At 59.7% G+C, this 21,308-nt stretch carries 14 protein-coding genes and 7 pseudogenes; 9 read left to right on the forward strand and 12 right to left on the reverse strand.

Annotation, left to right across the window (positions count from 1 at the left end; genetic code table 11):
• The first annotated feature begins 13 nt into the window (after window positions 1–13).
• Window positions 14–412: a helix-turn-helix transcriptional regulator gene (locus tag QSV46_RS14335; protein WP_314951951.1), complete on the forward strand. Its 399-nt coding sequence runs from the start codon at window positions 14–16 to the stop codon at window positions 410–412.
• Window positions 413–837: 425 nt separating this feature from the next.
• Here the strand turns inward: QSV46_RS14335 and QSV46_RS14340 are convergent.
• A pseudogene (locus QSV46_RS14340) lies at window positions 838–1,733 on the reverse strand (type IV toxin-antitoxin system AbiEi family antitoxin domain-containing protein).
• A gap of 258 nt (window positions 1,734–1,991) precedes the next feature.
• On the opposite strand from QSV46_RS14340, the gene QSV46_RS14345 reads away from it, so the two are divergent.
• The gene (locus QSV46_RS14345; protein WP_314951954.1) at window positions 1,992–2,723 is read left to right on the forward strand and encodes a hypothetical protein; all 732 of its coding nucleotides are present in this window, start codon (window positions 1,992–1,994) and stop codon (window positions 2,721–2,723) included.
• A gap of 151 nt (window positions 2,724–2,874) precedes the next feature.
• The gene (locus QSV46_RS14350; protein WP_314951955.1) at window positions 2,875–3,861 is read left to right on the forward strand and encodes a serine protease; all 987 of its coding nucleotides are present in this window, start codon (window positions 2,875–2,877) and stop codon (window positions 3,859–3,861) included.
• Between the two features lie 45 nt (window positions 3,862–3,906).
• On the opposite strand, the gene QSV46_RS14355 is transcribed toward QSV46_RS14350, so the two are convergent.
• Window positions 3,907–5,889, reverse strand: coding sequence for a tetratricopeptide repeat protein (locus QSV46_RS14355; RefSeq protein ID WP_314951957.1), 1,983 nt, complete (start codon window positions 5,887–5,889; stop codon window positions 3,907–3,909).
• 147 nt (window positions 5,890–6,036) lie between these two features.
• Window positions 6,037–6,228, reverse strand: coding sequence for a hypothetical protein (locus tag QSV46_RS14360; protein ID WP_314951958.1), 192 nt, complete (start codon window positions 6,226–6,228; stop codon window positions 6,037–6,039).
• A 643-nt stretch (window positions 6,229–6,871) separates the two neighbouring features.
• Between QSV46_RS14360 and QSV46_RS14365 the strand changes: the two genes are divergently transcribed.
• From QSV46_RS14365 to QSV46_RS14380, 4 genes are all read left to right on the forward strand, one after another.
• The gene (locus tag QSV46_RS14365; protein ID WP_314951960.1) at window positions 6,872–7,183 is read left to right on the forward strand and encodes a helix-turn-helix transcriptional regulator; all 312 of its coding nucleotides are present in this window, start codon (window positions 6,872–6,874) and stop codon (window positions 7,181–7,183) included.
• Window positions 7,180–8,421, forward strand: coding sequence for a type II toxin-antitoxin system HipA family toxin (locus tag QSV46_RS14370; protein WP_314951963.1), 1,242 nt, complete (start codon window positions 7,180–7,182; stop codon window positions 8,419–8,421). The genes QSV46_RS14365 and QSV46_RS14370 overlap by 4 nt, the downstream gene beginning before the upstream one ends.
• A gap of 63 nt (window positions 8,422–8,484) precedes the next feature.
• The gene (locus tag QSV46_RS14375; RefSeq protein ID WP_314951966.1) at window positions 8,485–8,865 is read left to right on the forward strand and encodes a hypothetical protein; all 381 of its coding nucleotides are present in this window, start codon (window positions 8,485–8,487) and stop codon (window positions 8,863–8,865) included.
• A 219-nt stretch (window positions 8,866–9,084) separates the two neighbouring features.
• Window positions 9,085–9,789 carry a hypothetical protein gene (locus QSV46_RS14380; RefSeq protein WP_314951968.1) on the forward strand — a complete coding sequence of 235 codons (705 nt, stop codon included), beginning with the start codon at window positions 9,085–9,087 and terminating at the stop codon, window positions 9,787–9,789.
• Window positions 9,790–10,239: 450 nt separating this feature from the next.
• On the opposite strand, the gene QSV46_RS14385 is transcribed toward QSV46_RS14380, so the two are convergent.
• Together QSV46_RS14385 and QSV46_RS14390 are read right to left on the reverse strand one after the other, a co-directional pair.
• Window positions 10,240–10,644: a hypothetical protein gene (locus QSV46_RS14385; RefSeq protein ID WP_314951970.1), complete on the reverse strand. Its 405-nt coding sequence runs from the start codon at window positions 10,642–10,644 to the stop codon at window positions 10,240–10,242.
• A 200-nt stretch (window positions 10,645–10,844) separates the two neighbouring features.
• Entirely contained in the window at window positions 10,845–12,260 is a 1,416-nt protein-coding gene (locus QSV46_RS14390; protein WP_314951973.1) for an endonuclease/exonuclease/phosphatase family protein, read from the reverse strand.
• Between QSV46_RS14390 and QSV46_RS14395 the strand changes: the two genes are divergently transcribed.
• A complete protein-coding gene (locus tag QSV46_RS14395) occupies window positions 12,259–12,615 on the forward strand; it encodes a hypothetical protein (protein WP_314951976.1) in 357 nt (118 codons plus the stop codon). The genes QSV46_RS14390 and QSV46_RS14395 overlap by 2 nt on opposite strands.
• A 31-nt stretch (window positions 12,616–12,646) precedes the next feature.
• Here QSV46_RS14395 and QSV46_RS14400 read toward each other — a convergent pair whose 3' ends face one another.
• From QSV46_RS14400 to QSV46_RS14420, 4 genes and pseudogenes are all read right to left on the reverse strand, one after another.
• Window positions 12,647–14,380 (reverse strand): phospholipase D-like domain-containing protein, encoded by a 1,734-nt coding sequence (locus tag QSV46_RS14400; RefSeq protein WP_314951978.1) that lies wholly within the window; start codon window positions 14,378–14,380, stop codon window positions 12,647–12,649.
• A gap of 761 nt (window positions 14,381–15,141) precedes the next feature.
• Window positions 15,142–15,664: pseudogene (locus tag QSV46_RS14410) on the reverse strand (DUF4158 domain-containing protein).
• Between the two features lie 54 nt (window positions 15,665–15,718).
• Window positions 15,719–16,003 (reverse strand): annotated as a pseudogene (locus tag QSV46_RS14415) (recombinase family protein); the annotation flags it as partial.
• Window positions 16,004–16,025: 22 nt separating this feature from the next.
• Window positions 16,026–16,826 carry a transposase gene (locus tag QSV46_RS14420; protein ID WP_314951986.1) on the reverse strand — a complete coding sequence of 267 codons (801 nt, stop codon included), beginning with the start codon at window positions 16,824–16,826 and terminating at the stop codon, window positions 16,026–16,028.
• A gap of 50 nt (window positions 16,827–16,876) precedes the next feature.
• Between QSV46_RS14420 and QSV46_RS14425 the strand changes: the two are divergent.
• A pseudogene (locus QSV46_RS14425) lies at window positions 16,877–17,986 on the forward strand (IS3 family transposase); the annotation flags it as partial.
• Window positions 17,987–18,352: 366 nt separating this feature from the next.
• Here the strand turns inward: QSV46_RS14425 and QSV46_RS14430 are convergent.
• The 3 pseudogenes from QSV46_RS14430 to QSV46_RS14440 form a co-directional block, all read right to left on the reverse strand.
• Window positions 18,353–19,288, reverse strand: a pseudogene (locus QSV46_RS14430) (IS630 family transposase).
• Between the two features lie 128 nt (window positions 19,289–19,416).
• Window positions 19,417–20,137 (reverse strand): annotated as a pseudogene (locus QSV46_RS14435) (transposase zinc-binding domain-containing protein); the annotation flags it as partial.
• A gap of 25 nt (window positions 20,138–20,162) precedes the next feature.
• Window positions 20,163–21,021, reverse strand: a pseudogene (locus QSV46_RS14440) (tyrosine-type recombinase/integrase).
• Window positions 21,022–21,308: the final 287 nt, after the last annotated feature.

Below are 21,308 nucleotides of genomic sequence, written 5' to 3' on the forward strand. Positions count from 1 at the left end.
AGTGGAGGCTGCAATGGTCAAACTCAAAGTCGACAAAAGCCACAAACCTAGAGTGCGAGCCGTTGCTGAGGCTAGCAGTAAGGGGCGTGGTCGTTCGCTTGCTGATCTGGTCGAAAGAATCGAACGAGCTGATACAAGCCTTGCAGCTGAAAAGGAACTGTCGAGTGCGGCAATGCGTGCTGGCGAACTAGTTCGGGCTATGCGCAAGGATGCCAGATTGTCTCAGTCACAATTGGCGGATAAGTTGGGTATTAGCCAGGCTCGAATTAGCGAAATCGAATCGGGAGTCGGGACCCAGGGGCCAACTTGGGATCTGATGGAACGAATTTCGGTTGCGTGCGGCAAGACGCTTGGCGTTGCTGCCTCTAGCGATGACCTAGAACTAGCGGCGCACATGCCGATGGCTGTGTAGTCTGTTCCGTCGATGAGAGCCTGAGATACATGGCGTACTCTTGGTGGGACGCTCTCAAAGACGTGCTCGGCGCCACAAGTCCAGTATGTATCGCCGTGCCGTGGTTCAGAGACTTTTGGCTGCGCGCTCGCAGATCGAAACTCGAGCAAGTCGAGGCAACAGGACGGCTTGGCAGGTTGAAGGCGTCTGTCGAAGGTTCAATCCGCCAGAGCATTGCGTCCCCCAAGCTGGCCGACATAGTGTGGACCACACTTGGGCTAGTGCTTATGTTCATAAGCTTCTTGATTGCCATTATTCGAGGCCTCGCTGATCTCTTGGGCGGAACTTAATGCAGCGTTCCCCAATGACGCGTGCGTTCAGAACACTGGTCGGCATCTGCGCGCGGTAGTTGTTGCGGCATGTTTCTCACCAAAGCCAGAACTGCGCTAACCCGATGATAGCTCTGGTGGGCGAGGCTGAGTCGAACCTGCAACCAGAGGGGCACTGAGATCCTCCGGCACAGTGATCAAATATTTCGGATCGAGCCTTCCACCTTTCACCAGCATGCGCTTTCCCGTCCCCAAATCGACCTTGTCACGGTCTATTTGCTTCAGCCATAAATGGTTGTGCCGGTCGGCAAACCAGAAGAACAGCCTTTTGACCTTCACGCTTCGGCAATCGTCCAGCAGCTTTTGCAGCTTGCGGGGACTGAGGTTGCGCAAGCCCTCAACAAGCATGTCAGCCTGGTGGAAGCTCTCGCTATTCGGCAGCTCGTCGAGCAGTTCGAGCAACGCGCGCTCGGGCGATGAGACGGTGAGCGGCCATTCGCCCTGGCCCCATATCTGCTTGAATGGGCCTGCCTGGAATTCATCGGCGGCTGCGCCGGTATCGTTCTGGACGTTCCAGGCGAAGTTTTTGAGTACCTTCGTAACCGGATCGGCTTTGAAGCGCGTTGTGCTCTAAGGGAAAGTGAAGCGCTCTTTGAGCGGAAGCTTCAAGAGCCATCCGGGCGGACTATCCGGACCATACAGATAAACGACGGTCGGCCCTTCAGTCCGGAGGTAGTGCGAAACGCCTTGCAGTTCGAGCGCTGTTCGCCCTCCGACGACCAGGCGGCATTCAAGCAGCGTCTGAAGCGATATGACGGCCTTCTGCCATGTCAGGTGCCCAGCGGACGCTTGAAAGTCCCTCGCGTCGGCTGAACCAGCCAGCCAGCCGAGACATACTGGCTGCGCAAACCTGTCGAATAGCCATGCTTCGTCATCCACCCGGCATCGACCAACAGGCCTTCCGGTAGGGTACGTTCAAGGAGGTTTAGCTTTCCTTCAGAAGGCTTAGTCATACTTAGCAAAGCCTGACTATGCGGAAAGCTCATCCTCAAAACCCGTCTTGCCGGGCGCGGCAATCCCATTCCGAACTCCAACGTGCAGCCATGGGTGAAGCAAAGCGAAAAAGGGAAGCCGTCTTAAACGGACCGTGTCCGTGCAGCTCGAGGAAGACCGCGCGCCTTTGTTGCTTCAACGGGCAGGGCTGGCACAAGTCGCCCGCTGTCCTTGGACTCCGCGCACTGCCTGCCACGGGACGTGTCGAAAAATGCTACATGAAAGAATTGGGATCATGTGTTCCCCCGATCTCGGCCGAACACATCATTTCGGATTCTGTCTGCCGCGTATTGATGGGCGACGGCGAGTTCTCGATCGCAGGCGTTCCGTGGCTGGAAGCGGGCGAAACGAAGATCATGGCCCCACCTCAGGCAAAATGCCTTTGTACCAAGCACAATAGCGCGCTGAGCCCGCTCGATGCCTCCGCACATTACTTCTTCGCCTCGCTCAAATCTTATCTCGAACACGGCGGGTCGCGACACGCCATTCTATCCGGGCATGACCTCGAACGCTGGATTTTGAAAACCGCCAAGGCAGCGGCTGTGTCCCGGAACCTGGCACGCGGAAGAGAACGACTGTCGGGCGCGTTCTCGCGGGATGAGGCAATTCTCGACATGCTTGACGACCCTCGGCATTGGCCCCAAGGGGCGGGGCTGTACTGCACCATGAAGACCGGCAACATCATGGAAAACATGCCGCGCTTTCAGTTCCAACCGCTGACGGACGAGCAGGATGATATTAAAGCGTTGGCGATTAACATCATGGGATTTCGCTTCGAGTTGCTGCTCGAAGCGCCTGATCTGAGCAAGCATCCGTCCTTGGCCGGTGCCAGATATCGACCCAGTCGAATCCTGATCTCGTATCCAACATCAACGAATTGGGTGACCCTGAGCTGGGAGGACGGCAAGCAACATCAGGAATTGACCGTCCAATGGCTTCAACCTCGTTGATCCATCGCAACGGACAAATCGTTCTGCGTTGGTCGCCACAAGGGCCGGGATGGAGCGAGCCGCCCATCAGGGCTGGCTGTGCCAAAAAGGCGCCGCCGCTTTGGCGTTTCCAGTTGCAGCTGAGCCAGTCAGATGCGTGTGGAGGCGATGCGTGAGCTTCCCGGTCGAGCCCGGGCCCGGAGAGGTGGACGACCGGGGGCTCTTTCTCGTGCAGGCCCCAGACATCCGCACCAGGGTCTTGCCGCTGTTTAGCTTCGATCCGGGGCGATCCGACGACCGCCCCGTCGGCCACGGCACGGCCTTTCGCATCGATCCATGGTCCCGCTGTCTCACGGCATTCCACGTCCTAGAAGATCTCTTCGAGGTTGATGAAGCCCGTACGGGGGCGGTGCTTCAGCCAGGGCTGCGGCTCGCAGCGCTCGAGGTCGAAGAGACAGGGTTCGGCTTGATCGGACTACGCGCGGACGCTTGGCGACCACTGGCTGGATCGTACGCCTTCTGCGGCGTCGAGGCCCCGCCGTTCCAGACGCAGCGTCTTCGGAATCTGACGGAACTGGTCGTGTTGAGAATCCGCCCTGCGACGCAATCCTCCGAGGGCACACCGTACTGGCCGCTCGATCTGCGGCGATGGCGGCCTGTGCGCGGCGAGCGCGTGCTCGCACTCGGCTTCCCGGACCTTGATGCTGAAGAGGGCAGCGAGGAACGACCGATCTCCCAATACCTGTATGGATCCTTCGGCGAGATCACGGACGTGGAGCCGGCGGACGGGGCACGCGGCCGCCCCTGGCCGGTGATAAGAGTCGCCGCCGAATGGCCGGGCGGCATGAGCGGCGGCCCGGTATTCAACGAGACCGGCAACGTCATAGGCGTGGTCAGCAGCGGTATCGCCGGCGGGACCGGTACGGCAACCTTCTTCTCAGGCTGGAACATGGCCGAGCGGACCTTGGGTTCGATTGATCCCAACAATCCCGGACGCTTCCTGTGTCACGGCGTTTTTGACGATGCAGGCGAGCTCGTCCACGCGACGCAGGATGCCGAGCAAGCGAGGCGCTTCGCCGAGACTCGCGGACTGAGAGACCACGCCGTCGTTTCTGTCGACCCACACCAAGAAGGCTGGATGCGCGTGAATGGGCGATAGTCACGCGCATGAGTCGGGAGCGTTACCACCGCGAGACTTCCCCTTCTAACGAGCGCCATCGCCGGGTTGCCCGGCAGCTGGATCACCAAACAAGAACGAGAAATCGCACTGAAGCTTGGCGCTGAGTTCGTGGTCAGGGAAGCGCTCCATCGCCGCCGTCCAAACCTTCGCTGCCGTTGCCGCGTCACCGCTGTTCCAGTGAGCGCCACCCAGATCGAACATCGCAACAGCATAGTCTGGATCGAGCGCAAGCGCCTTTTCGTAGGCCTCGATCGCCTCTCTCCACCTATCGAGGTTGGCGTAAGCCGCAGCCAGCTGAAGCCAGCTCATGGCGTCGGGTTGAATGATCTGGGCCTGCTCCAGCAGCAACGGCACGCTCTGATCGAACCGCTCCAGCGATTTGAGGGCAATCGCCAGGCAATAGCCGTAGTCGCCGCCCGCCAATTCATAGGCCCTGCGAAAACAGCGCTCCGCCTCCGCCCAGTCCTCCTCATCCTGCGCCCAGTGGCCCAGACGATCCCAAGGCAGCGCAGCGTTCCCGGAGTCGATGTGCGCGATGTGGCGATCAAATTCCTCGCGGAACTCGCCGTAGCTCTTTCCGATGTTCTCCCCTCGGCCGCGCAGGTAGAACATTGTCATGAGAAGCTCCCACCTCGCGGCGGGGTCTTCGGGGTTCGCCCTTACATAGCGTTGCCAGAACGGCGCGGCTTGGCGAGCGTTGTCCACACTCGCGCGACCAAAGCCAGCGACCAGACGGCGACACCAGGGCCAAATCCAAAGGTGGCGATCGGCCTGAGCCACCAGGCCATTGATTTCGCGAAACGCTGCACGGCCGTCGCCAAGGTTGAAAAGGACGTTGGCGCGCCAGCCCGTGACCGCAGAGATCCGGCCCTGCTTTTGATCCGAGAAGACGACCTGGTCGAGATGACGCAAGGCGTCCTCGTACTTGCCCAGGCGGACATAGTGGGTGCCCAGCGCGTTGTGAGCCTCCGCAAGGTCGGGATCCAACCGTAAAGCTTCGTGGTAGTGATCCACCGCGTGCTCATGATCACCGAGCAGCGCGTGACTGGAGCCAAGATTCTTGTGGATTTGAGCCGCCAGTTGGGGTGACGCGGCGAGCGCCGGGTCCGCCAGCGCGGCTTCGAAGGCGCGCTTCGCTTCCTGCTCATTGCGGAGAGCGTGGAAGGCGTTTCCGATCGTATAGTGCACGTCGCCGCGCTGGGAATGATCGTCGGCCAGCCTCGTCCGGAAAAAGCTGATGGCCTCCTCGATCCGCTCTGGGTGGCGGCTCATGCCGTCCATGCCGAGGTTGATCTCGGACATGTAGCAAATGCCCATTTCGTCGCTGCCAACGCCAAGAACGGCCGCAAATTTAGCGAAGCCGGCGCTAATCGCCTCGTCGGCATTCTTCTCGTAGAGTTGTACAAGCAACTTGCGCGCCAAGACTGGCTCCTCGGGAACGTGAACGTCCGGCGGAGACTTCAGAACATGACTGGACAGGTCCGCCGAGGCCGCACCGATTTGGTCTACGCGCCGATCACGTGATGACTTTGCGCCGGCACGGGCGAGATCCGCGAGGCGGCCAAGACGCTCGACCGTCAGCTCTTCAGCGAAAGAGACGGTCAGCGACCGCTGGTGGGTCCAGTTGGTCCCGCCATGCTCATATTGATGAGCAACACTTTCCGCCGTGCGGATGCGCAAGGAGCCTGTCGGCGCGTGATAGGCCACGTAAACGCTGTAGGGCTGCATAAGCAGGTAGTTGAGGTTAGTGCGGCGCACCTCGATACTGAGCGAGCCGTCAGCGTTCAGCGCACTCTCAGTTCCCTTAAGCTGGACGTGGGCACGGATATTGGTCGCCTGCCCATCAGCCATCACCTCGATCTGGCAGTCAGTCCCGTAGTCCTTGCGATCCGGCGCCTGCAGAATGAAAGCGCCACTTTCGGTCAGCCGCGTCTGGAAGGCCGCGATCGCCTCGCCCTCGATCTCGTGATTTCGGTCACGACGCGGTAGATCGTCAAAGTGACTCATAAGCCTAGCTCGATGGGGGCATTCGGTTGTTTCTATTGCCGCCGATGGTATCGTACGCTGCAACCCTGCCGGATGCCCACGCGATCTTATCCAGACGGGACGCAAGGAGTCCGAGCCGAAGAGGGGCGCGTGAAGCCTCCGGAATCGCTACATGTAGAAGCTATAGCTGACCTGCGGCTTCTCAGTCGGGCTGACGTATTTCATGATGTCTCCGATCTTCCGCGCGCACTCCAGCGTGATCGGCAGACGACCGTCCATCTGAGTGTTGTTCCACTTCATCTTGGTCAGCCCCAGTATCTCATTGCAGAGGCTCTCAAGCGACGAATCTTTCTCGTACACCGTGACCTTCAGCGGAGCCGGCACCTACATGCCGGGATAAGTCTTGTAGAAGTCCACAGTACCTCGCGTGTACAGCACGCCCTCCGTCTCGGAGATCGTCATCAGCGTGCCCCGCTTCGGCGGATATCCCAGTTGACCGCGGCAAGGGATGACCGACCATCGCTGCGACCGTTGGGGCGTGTTGGGCCTTTGCCCAAGCTATCATGATGTATCTCCGGAAAACCTGTTCGGCCACCAGCGCTGCTAGCCGTCCTTTCATTTCGATTTCCATCGAAGGGCATAGATAAATCTGCTGCTCATTCACGTCTTAGCCGTCCAGCGACCTAATGAAAGCACCCCGTTAGGCTTCGATAAGGGCTCTTACTTCATCCCACTGCTTCCGCTCGGATGTTGATTGGGGGAGATCGACCAAGTGCGGAGCAGTGAATTATCGGATCAGTCTCGTGCCAAGTGAGGAGAAGCGTCGCCGCGACCCGTGAACTCCGTAATGTGGCCAGATGCCCGGCGGCCAGGTCGCTGTTGGTCAGGCGTGATATGTTTAGAGATCATGGATAATGTAAAAGATCCGTTTACGTTTCCTCTTGACCATTGGTCTTGATCTGTTTACGTGTCGTTATAGCTCAAAATGATCTGAGAACATATCATGATTTCCGCTCCGGACCCGCTACTTAAGGAGCTCGGTCTGCGCCTCCGAAAAGCCCGTATGGCTGCTGGCTTGTCTCAGGAGCAAACCGCTCTTCGGGCGAACATCAGCAGGCCCCGCTATCGCGATATTGAAACGGGCGCCGCCGCCGCCCGCGCAACGACGCTCGTCAACGTCGCCCGGGCCCTTGGCATGGAAATGATGTTGATCCCGCAGGCGATGGTCCCCGCCATTCAGTCGATGTTGCAGCCCCCAGCCGATGATGATCGCCCCGCGTTCACATCAGACGTCGAAGGGCAGGAACGGTCATGAATCAGACTGTCCTCGCGGCTGAACGCATCCAATCGCTCGATATCTCATTGAATGATCTTCCCGTCGGCACACTCGTCCGGACGCCGGGTGACTACAACGCGTTCAACCTTTTGCCCGATTACCGGAGCATGAAAAACCCACCGATCTTCAGCCTGTCGCTTCGCTCAGCGGATGGAGGCCTCCGGCGGGATCCCAAACCGATACGCGGCGCGCTGCCGCCATTCTTTGCGAACCTGCTGCCAGAAGAAAAACTGCGCGAGGCGATGGAGAAGCACCACGCCGCGTCAGTCAGACCGGGAAACGACTTCGATCTCCTGGCTGCACTGGGAACTAACCTGCCAGGAGCGGTACGCGCTCTGCCAAGTGACGGTATCCCCGTGCCAGCCGGCCCGGACGCTGAGGGCAAGAAGGCGCGCTTTTCGCTCGCCGGTGTTCAGATGAAGCTTTCTGTGATGAAGAACACAGGAAAGGAGGGTGGGATCACGCTCGCCGTCGACGACGAGCAAGGGCAGTACATCGCGAAATTTCCTTCCCTCACGCACATCGGACTCTCGGAAAACGAATTCGCGATCCTCGCCTTGGCAGAAGCGTTGGGGATGGAAGTGCCGGCGCGCGAACTCGTCGACAAAACGGATTTCGCGGGCATTCCGGAAGAGTTCAACACGATGTCAACGGGCAAGGTGCTACTTGTCCGTCGCTTCGACCGCGGCGCTGACGGCGGGCGCGTGCATATGGAGGACTTCGCGCAGGTCTTCGGCCGCTATCCGTCCGAGAAATACACTGGCGCGGCGTATCACAACATCGCCGCTGCGCTGACCAGCGGGGTCTCGTTCGATTCATCAATCGAGTTTGTTCGGCGCCTTGCACTCACCGCAATCACCGGGAACGGCGATATGCATCTCAAGAACTGGTCGTTGCTCTATCCCGGAGATGGCCGGACGCCAACGCTGTCGCCTGTTTACGACGTGCTTTCAACAATTCCCTACATCCCGAAAGACGGCCTCGCCCTCGGCTTAGCCGGTGAAAAGTCGTTCAAGGCGCTAACTCCAGAGCGCTGGCGCAATTTCGCGAACCGAAGCCGCCTCCCGGAAGGAGCCGTCATGACAGCCGTCGCCGAAACTGCGGTGGCCGTGCAGGACAAGTGGTGGGTTCTTCCAGAACGAGACGTCGTGCCCAAGCAGGTCCTTGAGCGGATCGATGCACATGTCGATGAAATGGCAGCCATCCTCGCCCCGTAGAGCTGCTGGCAGGCTTGGAATGCACACCGTCTGATTCCGCGACCGCATAAGTGATGTTGACGAATGCGCTGCCTCACGGATTTCCTGGCCAGCCTTCCCGGCATCATGCCAATCAAGATGCGGCGGCTCATTCTCGAAGGCGGTCTCCTCACCACCGTTGAGTGCGGCGACATTCCCTCGCGCGACAGGTCGTTTCTTGATCTTCTCGAGGTCGGCCCCGATGCCGCAACGGTGATCCTTGCTGCATATAAAAGCGGGCGTCTTCCCATGAAGAAGGGCGCGAAACCGGCGAACGCTCGGGAGGCAGAAACTTATCTCGCGCGATCCGACGAACTCACGAAGCAAATCGCCGAACGGGAACGACGTGAGCGCGCAGTCAAGGATCACGTGATGCGATTCTGGCATAATCTTGCAGCACTGATAACGCGCCCCTCAACTCCGTAGAGGTTTTCTCCCAAAACTTAGGGCGTTCGCTTTGGCGAGCAGCCTATTTTCTTGTTCACATCCGCGCTTCCAATGCTAGGCGCCTCGCGATGCGGATAGTCTGGAAAAATTCCGGGTAGGCTCGACAAGCCGCCAAGGGTGTACTGGCGACGCCGGCCCTAGTAATATCTGGCGAATGGCTGAAATAGCCTGGTCGCCGCTAGAAACGAGGACGTTTAAATGGGAGAAATTAACATCCCCCGCGACCAACAGATTGCCCTCGCATCGATCGACGCCAGCGAGTTGGACAGACTCATTGAGCAGGCAATCCGGGAGGAACGGTCCGGCGATTTGCACCGTCTCGCTCTCTCGAACTGCGGCTCCTACGTTGCAACAAAGCTCCATTTCTTCGAGCGGGCGTTGGCAAAGCACCGCGAGGCCAAGGCACTGCGAAAGCGGGCGGAAACAGAAAGCACCCTTCGACGCGCAGGCCATGATTTGTCCTTCGCTGTCGGGGCTATGCAGCGGCGGATGGAAACCGAACAGAAGGAAGCGCAGCTCTTCGTCGTCGACGACCAGATCATGCCGCCTCATCGCTTCAGCAAACATCTAAGTGTAAGGGTAAGCTATCGGTGGCGTCGGACTGTCGATGACGAGTGGAGGTTCGGCAGCATAACGTTCATCCATGAGGTCGATCTACGTCCGGACTATACGACGCCGTTCCCCAAGCGAAAGCCGAGCGCTGCCAAACAGGAACAGGACCAAGAAGACAGGCTCTACCAAAATTGGGAGCACCTTATGAGAGGTGCGCTCTGTTCAGTCAGGGACTATTTCAGGGAGGGTGGTGACGGAGACAAGATCCCGGAGACCTTCCAGGCGACAGTCGATTCTCACTCCCGCGCCCTGAACAACTACAGCACACGGTTCGGGCGCCCGCAGCCTTGAATTCTTTCGCTCGTCACCGCGTAGCGCGTCGCACCCGCCGACCGTAACGCTCGCTATCGCTCGGATCAGGGTGCTTACCGCCCCCCTTCCAGTCGTCAGAGATCAGCCAGTCCTCGAAATAATAGAGCCACGTTGTCGCCCAAGGTACGAATGTCTGATCGATCCGAACCGTGCCAGTCCACTCGTGCGTTCCTGGCAATGTGAGGCTCAGGCGTAGAGGCTTGTGATAGACGTGCGGCAGAGGGCGCCCGCCTGCCAAAGCCGAAAGTTCGGGGTCCGTGACAAACACGCATGGCGTTTCGCCCCGCTGAAATGTGATGCGCATGGAGTATTCGAGACTGAGGGGTGTTGGCCTATCGCGATAATCCCAAATCAAGCCGGTCGCATGCAACCGGCCTGTCCTCACACAAATTGGGTTAGCGCGCAGAAACATGAACTGTTGCGCTGGTGTTAGATCAGGTCGGCTGCGCGAAAACACCTATTCCCCGAAGAACGTGTTAGAGCGAACCGGCATTGCATTCGCCGCGCTGGAGAGTGTGAGCCCGACCGTCGGCGCGACGTAAAGCTTCTTGGCGGCGCGCGCCTGCGAGTGCCCTCGGTGCGGGCATCGATCGCTTTGCGCACGACCGAACTCCCGAGGCTGCTTTCCAAGCTTTTGCCGATAACGTCGATGCCTTGCAAATTCGGGAGGGCCTCGAAGTCCGCCAGCGCCTTCGTATGCCACTCGTAGAATGCGGCGACACGAGCCGGCTCGGTATTCCAGCGTTCGGCAAAGTTCTGGCCGACCGCGGTTTCGTTGGCTACGACATAGATACGTCGGCCATTGACTACCGGCTTTTCGATGAAGTGCGGCATCAGCCGAACCGTCTCGCAACCAGAACGTCGAGTTCGGAATCGAAACAAAGCTCCTGACGCAATACTCATACGACTGCGCCGCGAGCGTGGTGATAATGATGGAGATCGGTGCAATCTCCTCGACGACCTCCATGCATATCACGGTGCCGCGCTTGGAGACGTAAATGCTACATCATCCGCAAATTGCAGGTTAGACGACTTTAAAAATTCAAGGTGGCCTTCAGCGGACAATGATCCGAGATTGCCAACAGCGGGTCCGGATGCTTTGCCGTCGCGGGGCGCGTTCCGCCGAAACGGCCAATGGCTACCTTGGTGGCAGGGCTGGCAGCCGACAGGCTGGCGCTAACAAGCATTTGGTCGAGGGCAATCGGGTTGCGGCAACCGAGACTGTCCGCCCGCGTCAATGGCTTGAGAGCGTCCTGGTCAAATAGCTCGCGTTTCGATCGTTCGCACATCTGCCTGGCGACCGCGTTCACCGGGCATTCGGGTTCGAGATGCCTCAACGCGCTATCCGCCGGCGCGCCGTCGTTTACTTCGCCCGATAGGCTGCGGACGAGGACACCAGCGGGCAGGGCCGAGGTCGGATCGCTGCCATTGGAGCGAATGGCCGAAACGGCAATCGAGCTGTTCTCGTGGGAGAGGTTGCGATTGAAGTCACCCATCAAGATGACTGGATTGCCCACCGACCTGGACTCAAGCCATGCTTCAAGCGGACGTATCTGCTGCTGAAGGATCGGACAGGCAGGCCCGCCCCCGTCAAGCTTCCCTCCGTCCTCAAGCGGGCTGACGCATGAAGACTTGAGGTGCACCGTCATGATCCTCAGGGGTTTGCCATCGATTTGCAGCAGAAGTGACAGGCCGGGCCGCACTTGGTCGGTCGGATTGAGCTGGGGCAGCGAAAGCGTCGGCTCGACCGCGCAACCGGACGACGAACCCAGGGACCGCTTCCAGGCAATCGCAAGGCGTTGAACCTTGAAACCATCGAACGAGCAAATCTCGTAGTCGGCACCATTGTTGGGTAGGATCTCTCGAACGGCTGCGTCGCCGCTCACCTCCTGAAAAGCGATGATATCAGCATCGACATTCGCTTTGATGAAGTCCCTGATCTGTTGCGCCCGCTTCTGATAGGCGACTTCCGTCACTGGCACGATCTTGTGAAACCCGGTTTGAAACACGTCGCATGGCGGCTTTAGTGCGATATCCCACTTGATCTTGGCATTTCGTCCCCACCGAAGCTCCCAGCCGGGTTTCGTGGCGCCCGTCGTGGAAGGCTCGAAAAGGCCGGTCGCCTGATTGAGCGCAAAGGGCTGTCCGCATTCGCGTATCCAGTCCTTGGCCTCGGCCTGGCTCAGGTGCCACCCGAGATTCCACGTTGCGACCGTCAGGTCGCGGGCCTGCACCGCCTGCGATACTCCGACGACGAGAAAGGTTGCTAATGCAATGAGCCTGTGCAATTTCATGTCGATCTCCAAAATAATGTCAAAGCTGCCGCGAATTAGACCATTGGTTGATGACGCTTCGATAGTGACCGGAAACTGCGCGAGATCAGGACAGTGCCGCCATGGACGCACCGCTCGACTTAATTCCGGCCCAGTCCATTCTGTTTCGCTTCGCATGGACCGGCTCGCTCGTCTGGCGCTGCTTGCCGATGCGTGCGTCGACATCATTCTGATGGACCTTCGGTTCACGCCGGCGGTGCTCACAACGGAAAAAGTCGAGAGCGCCCGCGCGACGGTCCAGCTTATAGAGGACGCCGCGGCGGGAGCGCGTGTGCCAGTGAATGTCTTCAAACGCTTTGAGCTGATGCGTCGATGGCACGAGATAGAGAAAATCTCGTTTGACCGTCTGGTCGACCCGTTGGACGCCGATCGGCTGCATCACAGCGACTGGAGCGCGACGCGCATGGCCGAAGCGCTCGCGGACGTGATGATCAAGGCTACCGCCATGCCGGCCGCCAACCCCGCGGCTTAGAATACGCTCGGCCGCTTCGATCGCCACGGCGCTACAGCCCGCGTTCACGCGCAAGGGACGTTTTGGTTCGTTTGTTATAGGCGCCTTTCACCCACTCATCGCGGGTCGTTTTGAGAACGAGCGGATCGGCCTCGCTACCCGCTTTCGGCTTTTGCCCCTTCTTTTCATGCGTCCTGTTCCAGATCGCTCGAGCGCGATAGTGGTTGTAGAGCCGCATGAATTCCGCAACGTAAGCATGGGCGAGCCCCACATTGCCCTTGATCTCGAGCACGTTCTCGTCGTTCGAATTCTCTGACGCCTTGCTAAAATTCGGAGAGCCCGTGTAGATGGTCGGCGCATCCGTATCGCCGTCGATGACAATGAATTTGTGGTGAACGTGAATAGGCGGTGGACCGCCGGACTTCTTCTTTGCGGCTTTGGTTTTGCTTTTCTTGAGCGATGCGTCATACGTGCTGACGTCGATCGTCTTCAGCTCGGGCAGGAAGCCGCGGGGCGCATTTACACCGAAGGCCGAATAAGGAAGCGTGTCGGGGTTCTCCCGCGACCGGTGAAAGATCGTGCTTGCGATCTCCGGAAGCTTCCGCTTTCCGCCTTTTTTGGTTGGTTTGTCGGGATCATCGATGCTGTTGAGGAGTCCGTAGATCAGGTGCTTTGAGGAGTCGCCCTTCGCAAAGATCTCTTCCATGAGCGCCTTGTCGGAGGCAGTATACATGCAGAAGAGCACCGACGATTTAGCTTTGCTTACGGCTGCCGTAACGGTGTTGAGGAAGTCCCGGCTCGTACCGGGCTCCGGCAGGAAAAACACCCGGATTTTGGTTCCGGCAACGTCGCTCACGTCCTGCCAGGCGGGTGCATCCAAATCCTTCTTGCCAACGTTCTTTGCAAGAAGATTGGCCCGCTTGGCGTAGAGCGCCGCGAGCTCATGGGAGTAGATGATGTGAAGGAGGTTGGCCTGGATCGTCTGAGCTTCGGGCGTGAAATTCGTTGAGCCCATCAGCACCGCTTGCTCATGATTTTTCTTGTAAGAGATGATAAACTTGTCGTGCATCAGCTTCGAGATCGCGTCCCGCTTGTGAATGGAGATGTTGTGGCGCTCGTCCGCAATCAGCTTTGCGGCAGTGCGTGATTTCGAATCATCCGCCTTGTCGAAATAGGTAATCGACCCGCGCCCTTTGAACGCGGTGAAAGCCGGAATGACCCAGCGGTTGTCGCTAAGGTGATAGATGGCGCAGTCAAACGCATCGCTCTCGTCGAGAGTTTCCGGAATGGCGTTTTGAAGGCCGTTGGCCAACCAATCCATCCGCTTCTCAAGCGGCTTATCTTTCAGCTTGGTAAAGCTCTGCGCGCTCACCACCGCCCGGTTGAAATACGTGGCGATTTGTCCATCGAGCGCCTTTGGCACCGAGACAGATATCATGCCGGCGGCGCCCGTTTGAAGTGACAGATCCTTCGGGCCCGTGCCAAGGATCGGAAAAACGGTGTATTTGAAGGTTTTTCCCTGATCGTCGGTATTGATACCGCCGTCCCACCAATTGAATTTCTGAATCGGCGCCACGTCGCTGCCCTTGGGGCGGGCGCCGTCGGCCAGGGGGATAAAATCAAGCTTGTTGAACAGGAATTGGGGTTTGCCGTCTGCCCCGTAACCCGGACTACGCTGAATAGCGAAACCCAAAAAGTCGGGATGGCTTGCCCCATCAGTCCAATCAAATGCCAGGAGAACGCAGCTTGCGCTCGCATAGGCCTTCACCGTAACCGTAGCGACCATAACTTCCCCCCCACAGACGACGCCATATCATGCACGATTATGTTGCTCGCGCAATACGTGCATCGCCTATATAACGCGACCTGAAGCGCCGTTCCTCATCCTCCATGCAGCCTAGGAGTGCCCGCCGATGTCCCCAAAAGCGCCCTACATAGCGAAGGATCTGTTGGAAATTCTGTCTTGCGATTGTCATGGGAAACAGCGAGCGTTGCCGGCTGTCTTTTGAATTGGGTACACCTTCAACGTATTCTTTATCAGGATGCCGTTATGACGGGCACACGCAATCGCATTTCAATGTTTTGATCGCCGTCATTGTTGCAATAATTGGCGGGCGCGCCGCCCGCGGTCTGGATCTCTCGGTGGCACCTGCGAAAGATCGACACCACCTCGCGCTAGCACGTCAACCGAAATGTTCACCCACGAATTTGTCGTCTTGCCACCCGGCCGCCTCGAATACGGTCAAGACCCATCTGAGGCCTGCCGGTAGCGCACCCAGGCATAGCACAGCAGATAGAGGTGGGTCTGATCGGCCTTCAGATTGCGCAGGTCGTGGATGGTGCAGAAGTTCGCCAGGCTCGCGTAGTACAGAAGGTTTTGCTGCGAGACGCCGAGCTAGGGCAGCAAAGCCTTGGCGATCCCGTGCAGCGGCTCCAGCGTGGCGCGCTTCTCGCGCTCGCGAGCCATCTACCGCCGGCCAAAATCCTTAGCGTCCTGCCTGAGTGCCGCAAGTTGGGACAGGGTGCCGTCGCGCACCAAGAGGTGACTCAGCGCGGCCTTGGCCTGTTCGTCCAGCATTCCGCCAGCAGACTGCGCAGCCGACGACGCTCGGCGGACAGGGCTTCGCTGACCAGCTCTTGCAGGGTGGTGTAGCCGGGCCGGATGGTTTTGTGCTCATTGAGCCAGCCAATCAACTCGGTGGCGACGAATCCTGGCGTCACGTCGCGCCGAACGATTTGCGCAGCTTGCTGCGCGAGCTGCGGAAGTCGGCCGCCCACGGCTGTAGCAGAGCAGCGCAGCGATTCGCTCGCGCTGGGTGTAGTGTTCGTGCTTGGTGATCAGCTTGCGCTCGAACGCATCGCCGTGGAAATAGCGCCTCAGCACGAAGGCGCAATCGTCCTCGACCTCGTTCCAGTCAAAGCGAAAGAAGGCATGCTTGGCCCTGAAATAGCCGATCTGCAAGATGCAATAAACCCGAGCGGTGAGGCCGGGGCGGCTGCTGGCAAGCGCCAGTTCGGTTTCGGTCAAGGCCAGGTACTCCAGCCGCTGGGTGTCGTCGAAATCCGGCACACAGGGCTTCCTGCTCGGCGTCCGGTAGGACGCTCAAGCGTTCGCTCTTGGTCGTCATCGCGATGACGCTCCACGGGAGCGCATCCAACTGACCCGTGCCAGGGTCTCCATCAGCGTGGTTCGCTAGACGCCGAAGTTGCGACATACCGCCGCTTTGGACATGCCGCCGTCCAGCGCGGCGATGATGGCGTCCAGCTTCTCGCCGGTGATCGCCTGCGGCCGGCCGCCGATCCGGCCGCGTTTGCGTGCGGCGGCCAAGCCGGCGACGACACGCTCCTGGATCAAAGCGCGCTCATGCTGCGCGAGCGCGCCGAACACCTGGAATAGGAATTCGCCCGACGAGGCTGGGCAAGAACTGCTATTAGCGGGTCGAGATAGAAAGGATGGCGAAGAGTTGCTCGTTACTCCAGAGTGATCTTGGAGCGATCTGGAAGAGACGTAGGATCGCCGCGAGGGCCTGCTGGAGCGTTGCAAGCAGCTTCGCGACGCGATCAATGAAGTCCGCGAAGCCGATAATATTGAGCACGCGGGTGAGATTGTCGCAGAGGGCCATCAGGCTCCATTCGCCGCGAACCTTGTCGAAGCCGCGAACGAGAAAGTGACGATAGCCGGCCCTGCATTTGAGTGTACCGAAGGGATGCTCGACAATGCCGGAACGACGGCGCATCAGCTCGCCTGCGCCTTCCATCCGCTCGCGATGACGCTCGAGCACGTCCTCGTGCTCCCAGCGGCTGATAACCCGCCTGATCGCCTTCGCAGAGAGACAACGAGCCTTTAACCTGCACGTTCCGCAAGTCTTCTTGCCACCCGCGTAACGGACCTCGATTCGGCCATTGGCACTCGTCCGGCGTCCTTCCATCGCATGCAGTCGTTCTCCGGCAGGGCAGGCATATGCATCTGCTGCAGCATCGTAGCTGAAGCTCCTGAGGCCGAAGCGCCCTTCCTTCTCTAGCCGCCGGTTGCCATCCGAGGTTGGCACATAGGCTTCGATGCCGTCGTCCTCACATCCCTTTAGGCCCGCACTGCTATAGTAACCCTCGTCGGCCAGCACCTGTATTGTCTTCGCTTCGAGGACTTCTTGAGCTGCCCTGGCCATCGCATGGAGCTGGTTGACGTCGCTGCTGTCATTTACGACTGAAGTGGACCCCGGAAATAGGACCAAACGTTAAGGTGTGAAGGGTCCTGCTCTGTCTCAACCGATGGAGTACGGATATGACCAAGTCACGCAAGAAATTCGATGCCGCGTTCAAGGCCAAGATTGCCCTGGAGGCCCTGCGCGAGGTAGCGACGATGCCGGAATTGGCGAAGCGGCATGGCGTTCACCCGAACCAGATCTATGGCTGGAAGAAGCAGGTTCTCGACAATTTGACGAGCCTTTTCGCGCGCGGCGCGAGTGCCTTGGGGGATGGTGAGGAGGAGCATGAGCGCGAGACGGCGAAGCTCTATACCAATATCGGCCGGATGACGGTTGAAAGGGATTTCTTGGCCAGGAGCCGGGCGATGAGTGTCCCTGAGCGCAGGGCGATGGTCGAGCGGCCTGGCGAGAATTTGTCGGTTCGCCGGCAATGTGCGCTGCTGAATCTGGCGCGTTCGGGCGTCTATCGTCCCGGGCCGGTCACCGGCGCCGACGATCTAGCCATGATGCGGCGGATCGACGAGTTACATCTGAAGTGGCCGTTTTACGGCTCGCGGCGAATGGTGTTCGAACTCAAACAGGCCGGCCACGGCATCAACCGCAAGCGCGTGCAAAGGCTGATGCGCGTAATGGGGATCGAGGTGCTGGTCCCGCGCCCCGGCACCAGCAAAGCCGCGCCCGGCCACAAGACCTATCCCTATCTGCTGCGCGGGGTCAGCATCACCGCGCCTAATCACGTCTGGGCCGCCGACATCACCTATATTCCGATGGCGCAGGGATTCTTGTATCTGGTGGCGATCATCGACTGGGCCAGCTGGGCGGTGCTGGCGTGGCGCCTCTCGAACAAGATGGACACGGGCTTTTGCATCCAGGCGCTCGACGAAGCGCTGGCGCGGCACGGCACGCCGAAAATATTCAACACCGATCAGGGCGCGCAGTTCACGAGCTCAGCCTTCACCGGCAGGCTCGAGGCCGCGGGCGTCGCGATTTCGATGGACGGACGCGGTCGTTTCATGGACAATATTTTCATCGAACGGCTGTGGCGCTCGATCAAGTACGAGGAAATGCATCTGAACGCCTATGCTGACGGGCGCGAAGCGCGAGACGGCATCCGATCATGGATGAACTTTTACAATCATCTCCGCCCGCATCAGGCAATGAACAACCAGTTTCCCATGGCGGCATGGCGCGCCGGCAAGGACGTGACCGAGGCGGCGAGGACTGTGGATGTGACGCTTCGCTTGGACAACGCAAACGCGTTGCCCACATACCCACAGCAGACGCAAAGCAGCAGCAGGAAGCTGCTTGATTTGAAGGACAGGGCAGGCCGGATCACACCTCAACTTCGCCGATCCCTGGTCCCAGCTCCGGGGTCCACTTCAGCCCGCCTTCCTACGGTACCTGCACGACAACGGCTATCACGTCGTTCACATCGGTTCCGACAGCGCCGCTGCAGAGGAATGCCGACACGCATTGATGGCGGAACGTCACGGTGCGCAGAGTGGAGTAATCCCGAATCAACTAAGCCTTGGTTCATGCTAAAGGTGATGGCATTAAGTTCGATAGCCTGAATTTTTGAGGTAGTTGGCGCATTCTTCGGGGGTGAAGTCGAGTGCGCGGCCGATTGCGGCGCAGATGCGTCGACGGTTCGCGCGGCAGCTTTGCGGAGCAGATGCTTGAGCTTGGCAAAGACCTGTTCGATTGGGTTCAGGTCGGGTGAGTATTTGGGCAGGAAGAAGAGTTTGGCGCCGACCGAGCGGATGAGTTGGCGAACTGCCTTGCTCCTGTGGCTACCGAGGATATCCAAGACGACGATGTCGCCGGGTCGAAGGACGGGCAGAACAACCTTCTCGACATAGGTGCGAAAGCTTACGCCATCGATCGGGCCCTCGATGAACCATGGCGCATCGATCTGGTCATGGCGCAGGGCCGCCAGGAAGGTCATGGTCTTCCAGCGGCCGTGGGGAATCGTGGCAGGAAGGCTGTGCCCGCGCGGAGCCCATCCCCGCAAAGGCGCCATATCGGTTCTGGTCCAGGTCTCGTCGATGAAGACCAGCCGCTCAGCTTCGACGCGACCTTGATACTTTGTCCATTGGAGGCGCCGCCGCGCCACGTCGGGTCGATCGCGTTCGCCAGCCACCACGCTTTTTTTTGAAGCTGAGCTTCTCGGCATGCACGAAATCCCACACCGAGTGGTAGTCGACCTTCAGACCGCGTCCGGCAAGCTCGGCAACGAGCCCCCGTATGGTGAAATCGCCGTCCTTGATCCGTTGCGACAGCCAAACCGCGTGGTCTCCTGAAACCGCCTTCGGCTTATGACCGCCCATCTGGCCAGGCTCAACGCTGCCGGTCTCCTCGACCCGCTGCATCCAACCGATTGCGGTGCTGATCGCGACCCCAAACTGCTTGGCTGCCTGATTGCGGGACATCCCGCCCTCGATCGCGGACAGGACACGCTTGCGAAGATCCAGAGAATAAGGCTTGCCCATCCATGCTGGCCTCCAACCCAGCCAGTATGGTGAATCAGAAATGCACAGATTTGGGAATCTGGAGGGTTCTGTGAGGTCGCGCTCACGCGAGGGCGCGGCAAGCGCTTATCACGCGACCTCATTGAAGCCGGATTGAACGAAGGCGCGGGGGCAGCAGGCTCGGCCAGGGATGCGAGATCGCCGAACAAGTTCAGGGTGCCGGCGTTGAAGGCAGGTCAGACGTTCGAGGAACAGGCGTCTGAACAGCCGGGCAAGCGGTTTGACGGCCAGGAAGAAGTTTGGTCGGCTGGCGATCCAGCGCGGCGCGCTATCGGGCGAGAGGCCGCCGCCCGGCACGACGCAGTGGACATGGGGGATGGTGCGTCAGCGCCTGCCCCAGGTGTGGAGGACGGCGACGACGCCGATCCCGGCGCCGAGCCGGCGTGGATTGGCGGCGAGCGTCAACATCGCCTCGGCGGCGGCTTTGAACAGGACCGCATAAACGATGGCCTTGTTCTGAAACGCGATCGCGGTGGTCGGAGCCGGCAGTGTGAAGACGACGTGGAAATAGGGAACCGGCAGCAGGTCGGCTTCTCGCGCGGCGAGCCACGCGGCCCGGGCTGGCCCCTGACACTTCGGACAGTGCCGGTTGCGACAGGAATTATAGGCGACGCGTGTCGTGCCGCAGTCGTCGCAAGCCTCCATGTGGCCGCCGAGCGCCTCGGTCCGGCACGCCATGATCGCGCTCATCACGCGCCGCTCGACCCGCCCGAGATGACCGGCATGTACACGGCGATAGGTGTCGCCATGCCGGCGCAGAATATCGGCAATCTCGATGGCGGGCCTGTTGGCGCGGCTGTCGGGGCGGATTCATCACCCCGCATCCCGCCGCGGATCATCCAGGTGGCGTCACCCCTGGCGACAGGCGATCGAGCGGGCTCTGCGTCGCCCGGATCGTATCGGTGGCGACCTGCGTGTAGCGCGCTGTCGACGACAAATTGTTGTGCCCGAGCAAGACCTGGATGATCCGGACATCGGTTCCGTTCTCGAGAAGATGCGTCGCGAAGCTGTGGCGCAGCGTGTGGAGCGTGACGCGCTTGGTCAGGCCCGCAGCCTTCACCGCCGACCGACAGGCGGCGTGCAACACCGTCTGATCGATCGGATGATCTTCGTCACGACCAGGGAACAAATAAAGCCGCGGCCGGGCGAGCCGCCAGTAGGTGCGCAGGATGCCAGCAGCTGGGGCGACCGCATCACGTTGCGATCCTTCGCGCCCTTGCCGTGGCGCACCTGGATGACGCCGCGGGCGCTGTCGATGTCTTCGATCCGCAGTCCCGCGACTTCGGAGGCCCTGAGTCCGGCCGCATAGGCCGTGGTGAGCGCGGCGCGGCTCTTCAGGCTCGACACGGCCTCGAGGAACTGAACCACTTCGTCGGCGCTGAGCACGACCGGCAGCTTGCGCCGTTCTCGCGCATAGAGAATGCGCTCCGGGATCAGCGCCTCGCCGAGCGTGACGCCGTAGAAAAACCGTGGCGCGCAGACGATCTGGTTCAGCGCCGGCCATGAGATGCCGGTCGAGACCAGATGCACCTGGAAGGCGCGGACGTCTTCCAGCTCCAACCGGTCAGGCGATCGGCCAAAATAGCGGCTGAACTTCGAAACCGCGCTGTGTAGGATCGTTGCGTCGCCGGCGACAGATTGCGGACGGTCATGTCTTCGATCATGCGGCGGCGAAGAGGGCTCAAATCGGCCATCTCGATAAACCTGTCTGAGGGGGATGGGCTCCAACACCCACATCCTCTCAGCCAGGAGGCGATCTACGCCACCTTGCCCCTCACGCCGCGGCAGCGGCTTCGTTCAATCCAAAAACGCAAGAAAACCAGGAGTACCCACGGCTTTCTTGAAAATCGAATACTTGCTCGCGTCAAATCACTGCGACAGATCAATCGCTTCCGAATTCTTCGGCGTAATCGCGGCTGACGTCTTCTTGCGGACACGAGGGTTGGTAGGATCGGCTTTACAGATTATCGAAAGGGAGCAG

The organism is Bradyrhizobium cosmicum, assembly GCF_032290525.1.
GTDB classification, from domain to species: domain Bacteria; phylum Pseudomonadota; class Alphaproteobacteria; order Rhizobiales; family Xanthobacteraceae; genus Bradyrhizobium; species Bradyrhizobium cosmicum_A.

Excerpts from the sequence above, each read along its gene's own strand:
- QSV46_RS14375 (WP_314951966.1), top strand. The coding sequence starts at position 8,485 with ATGCGCTGCCTCACGGATTTCCTGGCCAGCCTTCCCGGCATCATGCCA.
- QSV46_RS14380 (WP_314951968.1), top strand. The coding sequence starts at position 9,085 with ATGGGAGAAATTAACATCCCCCGCGACCAACAGATTGCCCTCGCATCG.
- QSV46_RS14365 (WP_314951960.1), top strand. The coding sequence starts at position 6,872 with ATGATTTCCGCTCCGGACCCGCTACTTAAGGAGCTCGGTCTGCGCCTC.
- QSV46_RS14390 (WP_314951973.1), bottom strand. The coding sequence starts at position 12,260 with ATGCGAAGCGAAACAGAATGGACTGGGCCGGAATTAAGTCGAGCGGTG.
- QSV46_RS14370 (WP_314951963.1), top strand. The coding sequence starts at position 7,180 with ATGAATCAGACTGTCCTCGCGGCTGAACGCATCCAATCGCTCGATATC.
- QSV46_RS14385 (WP_314951970.1), bottom strand. The coding sequence starts at position 10,644 with ATGCCGCACTTCATCGAAAAGCCGGTAGTCAATGGCCGACGTATCTAT.
- QSV46_RS14345 (WP_314951954.1), top strand. The coding sequence starts at position 1,992 with ATGAAAGAATTGGGATCATGTGTTCCCCCGATCTCGGCCGAACACATC.
- QSV46_RS14355 (WP_314951957.1), bottom strand. The coding sequence starts at position 5,889 with ATGAGTCACTTTGACGATCTACCGCGTCGTGACCGAAATCACGAGATC.
- QSV46_RS14395 (WP_314951976.1), top strand. The coding sequence starts at position 12,259 with ATGGACCGGCTCGCTCGTCTGGCGCTGCTTGCCGATGCGTGCGTCGAC.
- QSV46_RS14335 (WP_314951951.1), top strand. The coding sequence starts at position 14 with ATGGTCAAACTCAAAGTCGACAAAAGCCACAAACCTAGAGTGCGAGCC.
- QSV46_RS14400 (WP_314951978.1), bottom strand. The coding sequence starts at position 14,380 with ATGGTCGCTACGGTTACGGTGAAGGCCTATGCGAGCGCAAGCTGCGTT.